Origin of the sequence: Hyphomonas sp. (assembly GCF_041398385.1) — a bacterium.
In the GTDB taxonomy this organism is placed as follows: Bacteria; Pseudomonadota; Alphaproteobacteria; order Caulobacterales; family Hyphomonadaceae; genus Hyphomonas.
Map to the genome: position 1 here is coordinate 1 of NZ_JAWKUW010000014.1, position 3,477 is coordinate 3,477.

The 3,477-nt window shown below is 52.3% G+C and carries 2 protein-coding genes; one reads left to right on the forward strand and one right to left on the reverse strand.

The window, feature by feature from the left end; translation table 11 throughout:
• Window positions 1-1,088: ABC transporter permease (locus tag R3C13_RS14840; RefSeq protein ID WP_371311620.1), on the forward strand; the 1,088-nt coding region annotated here is incomplete at its 5' end.
• Window positions 1,089-1,509: 421 nt separating this feature from the next.
• On the opposite strand, the gene R3C13_RS14845 is transcribed toward R3C13_RS14840, so the two are convergent.
• Window positions 1,510-3,477, reverse strand: a 1,968-nt coding sequence (locus tag R3C13_RS14845; protein WP_371311621.1) for a hypothetical protein, incomplete at its 5' end; no start/stop codon positions are given.

Below are 3,477 nucleotides of genomic sequence, written 5' to 3' on the forward strand. Positions count from 1 at the left end.
TCAAGCGGATTGAGAAAAACTGTCGGATGCTGACTGATCGATTCATTGAGACATTCCGCATTGATCCCGGTTTCAAAATTCAAGAGATTCATTCCCAGGCAGAAGCAGACGACTGGATTCGGGAAAATGTCGACAAAGCGATGGTGGTGATCGGTCCTGATTTCTGGACGCGCATTCAACGTCTTCAGGCGGATGACATCATGAACCGGAGTGCCGGTGCAATGCAGACCGGTTTGAAGTCGCTTGATATCTCTATCGAATCACGCACACGAGGCGCTGCACGTGACTCATTATTACAGCGGGTCATTCTGGGACAGGTGCAGGATATCATGGGGGCGTATGTCGCCTGTGAGACGAGTAGTCAGTTCCGGAACAGTGGTATCGGAAAAAGCAGCTGTCCTCCCTTTGAATTAGAGGGCGAACTCGAACCAATCATCGCTGCCGCACCGGTTCAGAAAGATCCGGACAAGGCTCAACTGAACGAAGCCTATATTTTTATTGTTCCTGGTTTCACAGTGATGTTTGTTTTCTTTCTGGTGAACATCATGGCTCGTTCATTCCTGCAGGAGAAACATCAGGGAACACTTCGTCGTTTACAGATGGCACCGCTCCGTCCGGCCTCAGTCTTGATTGGAAAAACGGTTCCGTTCCTGCTCATCTCACTGGTACAGACCATTCTGCTCTTCATCTTTGGCCGGATCATGTTCGGGATGAGTTGGGGAACGCAACCGCTGTTGCTGTTGCCCGTCATCTTCTTTACCTCTCTGGCGGCGACAGGACTCGGACTGGTGATTGCGATGGTGGTGAAAACCGATTCGCAGGTTTCCTCCTACTCAAACCTGATTGTGATCATGATGGCGGGGGTCTCGGGGTGTATCATTCCTCCGCAGTGGATGAATTCGGCGATCCTCCGCAACATGAGCCTGGCCACACCGCACTACTGGTCACTGAATGCCTTCGGCGAATTGCTCAAGATGGAGTCACCCCGACTCTCAATCGTCGCCGAGTCGTGTGGTGTCTTGCTGGCCTTTGCAGCCTTCTTCTTTGTCTTAGGCTCGGTTCTGTGGCGCCAGAAACTGGCAACGTAGGTTCTTTGTAGGTCAGGCATTGCCTGACTTATCATCCGGCTGCAGTATTGACACATATCGAGGGGCGATAAATCCTCGGGTCCCAACAATGTTTTATAAGAGACGTTGTTGATAAGCTAATGTGAGAGCAGCTTTCTGGTCTGCTTAACATCGAACAGAAAGTTCGTCAGGCAATGCCTGACCTACTGATTCAGATATCTCTAAATGTCAGGTATGGTAGATTGAGTGTGCCACTGCTAGCTCGCCTAGCAGTGCCATTGTGAAATCAAATTACCAGAGAGTTCCAGAGGGAATGCCAGTAGATGTTCGTGGTTGGTAACCACTTGAAACAATCGAAACCGCTAGCCGTACTCACACTGCTAGACCAGCTAGCAGTGGCACACAAGCAGATCTTACCAGACATATAGCGGTAGTCATAACACTACTCTCCGAAACGGACCGTTCCGAAAGAGCTCGGTAACAGTTCTTCCGCTGCGGGAAAGGACCAGCTTTGAATTCCCGTGGAGGGGATGATTCGCTGAACCGAGATCGCCCAGCTTTGTCCCGGTTTGGGAGGGTGTGGGGAGAGTTCCTCGAAGGGGATGGCACCTTCCAGCCGCCAATAGGCATCGTCCTGCACCACAGCCACATACAACTGCGGATCCCAGCGCGAATCATTGATACAGCTTTCGCTCACCTGACCACGCTGGTCGAAGGTCAGCTGGTAGCTGGAATGGTAATCGGCATCGAGATCAATACAGAACCGCAGTCGATCAAATCCAGCCGCCGCCTGATCATGCTGACGCCCCGCGGTGGTGACTTCTGCGTAAGGGATGTTGTATTTGGGGAAGGATCCGGCAACATAAAAGTATTCATCATCATAAGCGATCATGACCAGGGCGATGCGATCTGTCACGCCATCCTGCTGCTTCGATTCCTGCAGGCGAATCTCGTTCGCTTCTTCCCAACAGGGATCGGAAAGCAAACCATCAAGCAGAGGTTGAGTCTCCGTTTTTTTACAGCTCAGTGTCGGGCGTGAAGTGGCTCCGAGCAGCTCGAACAATGCCAGGGGATTATTCGCCTCTGCATTTTGAAAGGCGCGTTTTTCCATCGGGCTTAGATCGTTCATCAATCCTGACAGGGGAAATTGAATGGCGGGGGTGTGAAACTGATATGGGTCGACCTGGTTCATATAACTGGCCAGTTTGACTGCCTGCTGTCGCCACAGTTTTACTTTTTCACTTCGCCAGTCCTGGGTTGGACCGACCTTCAGGTCACCCTGTTGCTGGTTACGCTCAAAAGGATCTTTTTCACCTTTAATCACTACGGGGGCTGCATCCAGAGGGCGTTGCCCGCGTAATGCCATCGCCTGTTCAATCAGGCGGCGCTGTTCCCCTTTGTTGAAGTTGCCAGTCTCTCTTTGTACTGTCGTTTCTTTCGAACGAACCCAGGCAACTTCGGTGCTCGACCAGAGTTGAAATAACTGTCCGACTGCCTGCGAGGTGAGCGGTTCCCTCGGATAAAGGTTAATGAGTTCGACCAGGACCAGTTCTTCCTGTTCAGTCAGTCCCTGCAGGCGATACTGATTTGCCAGCTGTACCAATTGCTCAGCCGCCTGTCGGGAACTGAATCCCTGCAGACTCTGGCGCAGATCGCTGATCAGTTGATGGGCATGTCCCTGATTGTTCAATGAGAGTTCACTGATTCCCGAAAGATGTTTGCGGCGTTGAGCAATCTGTCGCGCCTGGTCGAGTTGCTGCTGGTTGATCGGTTCCTGCTCTCGTCTCGCTTCTGATCCGGGAGCCAGCACCAGACCCGCGAAGAATTGCCGTAAAGACTCTGGACCGTTGGGTGAAAGTTCAGGAATGTAATCGTATTGGGTGGGACGGATCGATTCGAGATCGCCATGTCCTGTCTGTCGTAATCCGGAAGCTGAAAACTCGATGATCGTTTGCGCCTTGTAGGGGAGCAGTTCAAAGGGATCCACTTGAACGTCTCCTCCTGTGCCGGGATCCAACTGATGAAAGACCCGTTTCACCTGCCACGGTTTTAATCCGACCGTCTCCTGTTGCTCAAGGTACTGGGTGGGGTCGGCAGCAGCTTTGATAGCGACATGAAATGCCTTTTGGAAAAGGATGTTGATCTCATTCCCTGAGCTCGCTTCTGGCAGAATGATGACTTCCGGTCGCCAGGTGCGCAGGGTGCCCACCAGGGTTTCAATCAGCACAGAATCCAGATTACCGTCCGACCAGCGATTCAATTCCTGAATCAATCCAGATCGATCGACTTCCAGATCCGGGCTGGTGATGGGAAATTGCCAGGCAGTGATTGCCTGGGAACCATGCGTGGTGAGCACGGCGGTGTTTGCCTGCAACTGGCTCGAGGCTTCCCCGCGGTAGAACGATCGGGG